This window comes from Paenisporosarcina sp. P4_E4_2, from assembly GCF_056401595.1.
In genome coordinates, this window is record NZ_JBFUJC010000203.1 from 1 (window position 1) to 5,641 (window position 5,641).

At 37.1% G+C, this 5,641-nt stretch carries 6 protein-coding genes and 1 pseudogene; all 7 read right to left on the reverse strand.

The window, feature by feature from the left end:
• Positions 1-180 (reverse strand): annotated as a pseudogene (locus AC1DSB_RS13360) (phosphonoacetaldehyde hydrolase); the annotation flags it as partial.
• Positions 177-1,271 carry a 2-aminoethylphosphonate--pyruvate transaminase gene (gene phnW / locus AC1DSB_RS13365; RefSeq protein WP_477586876.1) on the reverse strand — a complete coding sequence of 365 codons (1,095 nt, stop codon included), beginning with the start codon at positions 1,269-1,271 and terminating at the stop codon, positions 177-179. The pseudogene AC1DSB_RS13360 and the gene phnW, both read right to left, overlap by 4 nt.
• Before the next feature lie 29 nt (positions 1,272-1,300).
• On the reverse strand, positions 1,301-2,143 hold the full coding sequence (locus AC1DSB_RS13370; protein WP_477586877.1) for an ABC transporter permease subunit: 843 nt from the start codon (positions 2,141-2,143) through the stop codon (positions 1,301-1,303).
• Positions 2,143-2,928, reverse strand: coding sequence for a phosphonate ABC transporter, permease protein PhnE (gene phnE, locus AC1DSB_RS13375; protein ID WP_477533080.1), 786 nt, complete (start codon positions 2,926-2,928; stop codon positions 2,143-2,145). The genes AC1DSB_RS13370 and phnE overlap by 1 nt, the downstream gene beginning before the upstream one ends.
• A gap of 12 nt (positions 2,929-2,940) precedes the next feature.
• Positions 2,941-3,705, reverse strand: a complete 765-nt coding sequence (phnC, locus tag AC1DSB_RS13380) for a phosphonate ABC transporter ATP-binding protein (protein ID WP_477586878.1) — start codon at positions 3,703-3,705, stop codon at positions 2,941-2,943.
• 110 nt (positions 3,706-3,815) lie between these two features.
• Positions 3,816-4,847: a PhnD/SsuA/transferrin family substrate-binding protein gene (locus AC1DSB_RS13385; protein WP_477586879.1), complete on the reverse strand. Its 1,032-nt coding sequence runs from the start codon at positions 4,845-4,847 to the stop codon at positions 3,816-3,818.
• 18 nt (positions 4,848-4,865) lie between these two features.
• On the reverse strand, positions 4,866-5,641 hold a 776-nt coding region (locus tag AC1DSB_RS13390; RefSeq protein ID WP_477586880.1), incomplete at its 5' end, for a phosphonoacetaldehyde reductase.

Here is a 5,641-nt window from a genome sequence, read left to right on the forward strand (position 1 = left end):
GGACAGCATCGCGCGAATATGGTCAATTTTCAACATCCCCATTGGTTCTCTTGCTTCTTCCATGGTTACTTCAATACCTGCATTTTCAAAAATATCAATAAACACGTTTACTGGTGCAAAGCAACCAAAATCGACTGTTGTCCCAGCCCAATCAAAAATAACTCCTTCTACTTTGTTCATTTTTTCATCACTCCCATGTAAGATTCTATAATATTGCATAATTCTTCAATATCAGCTTGGTAAATCTCACCAATATTTCCGATTCGAAATGTATTTTCATTCGTCAATTTACCCGGATAAAGTACATAGCCTCTCTCCTTAACAAATGTATAAAAGTGTTCAAAATTAAAGCAATCATCCGGAAAAAGAAAGGTTGTAATAATAGGAGATTGTTTTTCTTCTGATAAATAAGCTTGAAATCCTATTTTTTTAAGTCGATCTCTTAACATTCGATTATTATTCTGATAACGTGAAAACCTTGCTGGAATGCCACCTTCTTCATCTAATTCATCAAGGGCCTTAGAAAACGCAGCCACTACATGTGTCGGAGAAGTAAAACGCCATTTCCCGTCCTTGTCCATTTCCTTCCATTGATCATATAAATCTAATGACAAACTTTGCGAATTACCTTCACAAGCTATTAGCTTCTCTAATCTAGCAACGACAAAAGCAAAACCTGGAACCCCTTGAATGCATTTATTGGCACTGCTAATTAAATAATCAATCCCTAGTTCAGGAACATTAATCTCCATTCCACCGAAACTGCTCATGGCATCAATGATTAACGTTTTCTCAAATTCCTTTGATAGTTTTGAAATCATCTCAATTGGATTTAATATGCCTGTTGTAGTTTCACAATGGACCATGACAATATGCATAATACCTGGATCCTCTTGTAAAATTTTTCTAACTTCATCTTCATTCGGGTATTCATTGTAGGCGGTGCTGTATTCCCTAAATGCTAGTCCAATATATTTTGCTATTTTTACAAGTCTTTCTCCATAGGCACCGTTCGTTATAATTAAAACCTTATCTTGATTTGAAATTGTGGTATTCATCACAGCTTCAACCGCAAACGTGCCACTTCCCTGCATGAGTACAGTAGTATATTCTTCTTGGTCAGCCCCTGCCAATTTAAGAAGCTTAGCTCTTATTTTTTGTGTAATAGCTTTATAATCATTATCCCAAGTACAACGGTCTAAAAGCATTTCCTCTTTCACACTGCTTGTCGTTGTCAACGGACCGGGTGTTAAAAGTTTATAGTGATTCATGGTTCTCTTTATTCTCCTTCATTTATGAACTAGTCAGAAGTTGTTGGAAAGTAACGTTTTTTCAATCGGGTTGAAAAGACTTCTAATAGAATGGCAATAATTAGAATTGCGTAGGTAATAAAGCCAACCTCCCGCAGATCGAAGTAGAAGCTAGATGCCATAAAAAGCTCAAATCCGATTCCGCCTGCCCCAGCTGCTGCCCCCATTGCTACTGCTACACCAAAATTAATCTCAAATCGCAAGAAAATCCATGATAACAAATAGGTAAAAGTAGACGGTATAACACCGCTTCTTACGATATGCCACCAGTTCGCACCAGTTGATTGCAGCGCCTCAAAGATTCCCTTATCGACTTCTTCAAATGCCTCAGAAAATGCTTTAACTAAATAAGCGATAGAATGAAATAACATACCAAGAACCGCCGCTTCACTTCCCAACCCAGCGGAAATCGCAAAGATAAACACCCATAATACCGTTGGAACAGCCCGAATAACAGCAACAAATATACGAACGATTCTCGATACCCATGCAGGAGCTAAATTCGTTGCGGCCATCAAAGAAAGGAAAAAGGCTATAATGCCTCCGATAATCGTAGCTAGAAATGCTAAACCAAGTGTAATCCCAACTTGATAGACGGCTTCTCCTAAATCAAAATGACTTAATTTTGGTTCAAGAAACATCACTTTTAAGTTATAAGCTGTTTCCGAAATCGCTGAACCTAATTCCAGCCCTGCATAGTTAAAAAATAGAAAAGAAATAACTGTCATAACTGTTAGAATCATTAACGTCCATCTTAGAACTTGATCACCTTTGTTACCCGATTTTGTACGAATACGGCCGTCTTTCTTTCTTTTAATATAGGTTTCTTCCATTATAGAATCACCTTCCGTATATAATTTGATATAATATCCACAATAATGACGGTAATGACAATACATAGTGTCACAAGTGCTACCGCATTATAATTTAACATTTTATAATACATATCAAAGGTATATCCTATTCCCGAAGCCGTTAAGATTCCCACCAATGTGGCATTTCTAATATTCGTTTCAACCATGAACAATACCCAGCTGATCATCTGTGGTAGACATTGTGGAATGACAGCTTTACTCACAATTTGGAAATAGGTTGCCCCCGTTGCAGTTAATGCTTCAACAGAACTTTGGCTGGCTTCATCAATAGATTCGATAAATGCCCTTGTTAAAAAACCTACCGTTCCCACAAATAGAGCGAGAAATCCTGTTACTGAATTTTGTCCAAAAGAAATGAGCAAAACCAGCGACCATGCGACAACTGGAATATTTCTTGATACTGAAGCAATAAAACGAGCAAATACACTTAAGATGTTGTTTACTTTTGTTGTTTTTGATCCAAATACCCCTAAGAAGAGAGAAATAACAGCCGCAATAGTTGTTGCGGCAATAGACATAAAGATGGTTTCAGCTAATTTCCCTAGGATCTTTGGTAAATTATCAAGTGACTCCTGTGTCACCATTAAATTAGAAAAGATCCAGCCTATAGCTTCAGGGATTGCCGCCATCCCCTCCACAAAGTTAAATGTTGTAATAACTGATGATAAATAGGTAAGAACGATGATGAGGAGAAGAAAGATTACTGTCTGCCATTTGCTTTTTCGCATCGTTTTTTCATTCACAGTCATTTCCCCTTATCCTGTTATTAAATCTTTTGTTTTGGTTCCATAGATTTTGTGAATTTGTTCGTCAGAAAGCTCACGGCCATTTCCATTAAATACAACTTCACCACTATTCAACCCAATAATTCGATCTGAATAGTGTTGTGCCACTTCCACTTGGTGTAAATTCACTAAACATGTAATGCCCATTTCCGTACTTATCGATTTTAAATGGTCCATGATCACCTTAGAAGAATTCGGATCAAGTGAAGCAATTGGTTCATCACATAGAATCAATTTAGGTTCTTGAATAAGCGCTCGGCATATCCCTACACGTTGCTGCTGACCACCGCTTAATTGGTCACATCGTTTATAAGCATGTTCATGAATTCCTAGTTTCTCCAACAGGTAAAAGGCACGTTCTTTTTCCTCTTCTGTATATCTGCCTAGTAGTCCTTGTAGCGTTGTTTTATAACCAAACCGACCATGTAACACATTCTCAATCACCGTCAAACGAGGTACGAGATTATAGTGCTGAAACACCATCCCAATATTTGTTCGCAATTTACGTAATTCTCTTTTACTTAAACTTCCAACTTCTTGATTGTTAAAAATAATCATTCCTTCATTAAATTCAACCATTCGATTCATACAACGCAGCATGGTCGATTTACCAGCACCTGATGGACCAATGACAGAAACAAATTCTCCTGCTTTTATTTCAAAATTAATATTCTTTAGTATTTGTTTGTTTGCTGTATATGATTTACCAAGTCCTTCTACCTTTAACAAAGACATTCGAAATGACTCCTTTTTGGTTTAATTAGCAAGTAAGAGTGTACATAACGAATATACCCCTATGCACACTCTTCTTCCTATACAGTTTTACCTATTGATGAAGTGGTGTATTATTTTGAAAGTTCTCGGATTGGATCATACCATTCATCTTCTACAGCAATTAGTCTTTCTTTACCCTTTTTAGTGAATAAAGCTGTCTGTTCTGAATCTTCAGGAGCAAAGATTTTTTCATTATTTGCAAATTCATCTGAAGTTAATAAGGCTTGAATTTTATCAAAATCCACTTGACCGATTACATCCATGTTTACTACGAATGGTTCATTTAATACAGGTGTAGCACTCATTAATGTAAATTCCTTGCCTGCAACCRTATTAAAAGGTTCTGTTGCATCATCTTTAACGTGATAAACAGCACCGACTGTATTTTCATCGCCTTCAGCAATCTCCACATAATCCTCTACACAAGTATCACAAAATGCTGCAACATCTGCATTACCAGTTAATAAATTAACTGCGGAACCTTGGTGAGAGTTGCCAAATAATACTTGGGAGAATAACGGGCCGCCTTCCATTAAATCCTCTGGCGTTATGTCTGCATACTCTTTTTGTTGTGAGAAATGAGCAATAATATTAGCGGATGGAACTTTAAACCCTGATGTTGAACTGTTTGATACGAATGAAAACTTTGTATTAGCAATTGTATCAAGTGAAAATTCTCCATTTACTTTGTATTTGTCCTGCTCGTCTACATTAACTGCTAACCAGCTATGATATTTAGCATCATCCAAAGTACCGGATTCACCAGATTTCACTGCAATTGTTTGAACCGCATCATTTCTATTATTTGCTTCAACATAACTTTGTGAACCCGTAAATGCAATGTCCGCATTGTTATTCACTAGTGTTTCAATTGCAATGGCATAGTCAGTTGTTAATTGATGCTCTACTTTTTTACCTGTAGCCTCTGTAATAAGTCGTCCAATTTCTTCGCGAGATGATTTCATATCTTCACCAGATTCGTTTGGATACCATACCATTTTAATCACATCATCCACTTCTCCAGCACTGTCATTCCCTCCACTACAAGCCGTTAATAAAACAGATAATACTAAGAGTATTACTAACATTAATTTAGTCTTCATTTTTTTCTCTCCTTTTCCTTAATAAATAGATAGTAGAATTTGTGTGACATCTTCTTTTGTTAAAGCAACTGGGTTATTATCCATTCGGCCCTTTGTAAAGGCGTTTCTGGCGATTTTTTCGATTATTTCTTCATTCGCCTTATAATCTCTGAGCTTGCTTGAGAAACCCGATAGTTGATGGAAATGCTCGATAAGCTTTTGGATTTCACTGACGTTGCTTACTCCAAAGGCTTGAAGCAACTTATCGTTTTCAATAATGGAGTCAAAATTGATTTCCATCACTTTTGCCAAGGTGATGCTTGCCGCAATCCCGTGAACCATTCCAAGTTCTAATGTGAGAGGATACGAGATTGAATGGCATGCCGTTGTTCTTGTATTGCTAAAGGCTAGACCTCCATACAAGCTTCCTAAAGCAATTTCTTTCCTTAATGTAATGTCATTCGGATGATTTAATACACTTTCAAAATTGTTGACAATCCGATTGATCGCTTCTAATGAATAGATTCTTGAAATTTCATTGGAGCTTTTTGACCAGTAAGCCTCAGTAGCATGACATAAAGCATCTAAAGCGGTTGCAACCGTTAATCCCTTCGGTAATGATGCTGTTAGAGCCGGGACGATGATAGCGGTATGTGCATATAGTTTTTCCCAATCAACTGACATTTTCACTCCGTTAGCGCGATCCCAAATTGTTGCCCAGCAAGTAACCTCGGAACCTGTACCTGAGGTTGTCGGAATCCCAATCCAGGGTACGAAATTTTGACTTTCTATATAAAGCTTTTGTTCAATTATAG

What these genes read in the sequence shown, in the direction of transcription:
- phnW (WP_477586876.1), bottom strand. Translation starts at nt 1,271, where the DNA reads ATGAATCACTATAAACTTTTAACACCCGGTCCGTTGACAACGACAAGC.
- AC1DSB_RS13370 (WP_477586877.1), bottom strand. Translation starts at nt 2,143, where the DNA reads ATGGAAGAAACCTATATTAAAAGAAAGAAAGACGGCCGTATTCGTACA.
- phnC (WP_477586878.1), bottom strand. Translation starts at nt 3,705, where the DNA reads ATGTCTTTGTTAAAGGTAGAAGGACTTGGTAAATCATATACAGCAAAC.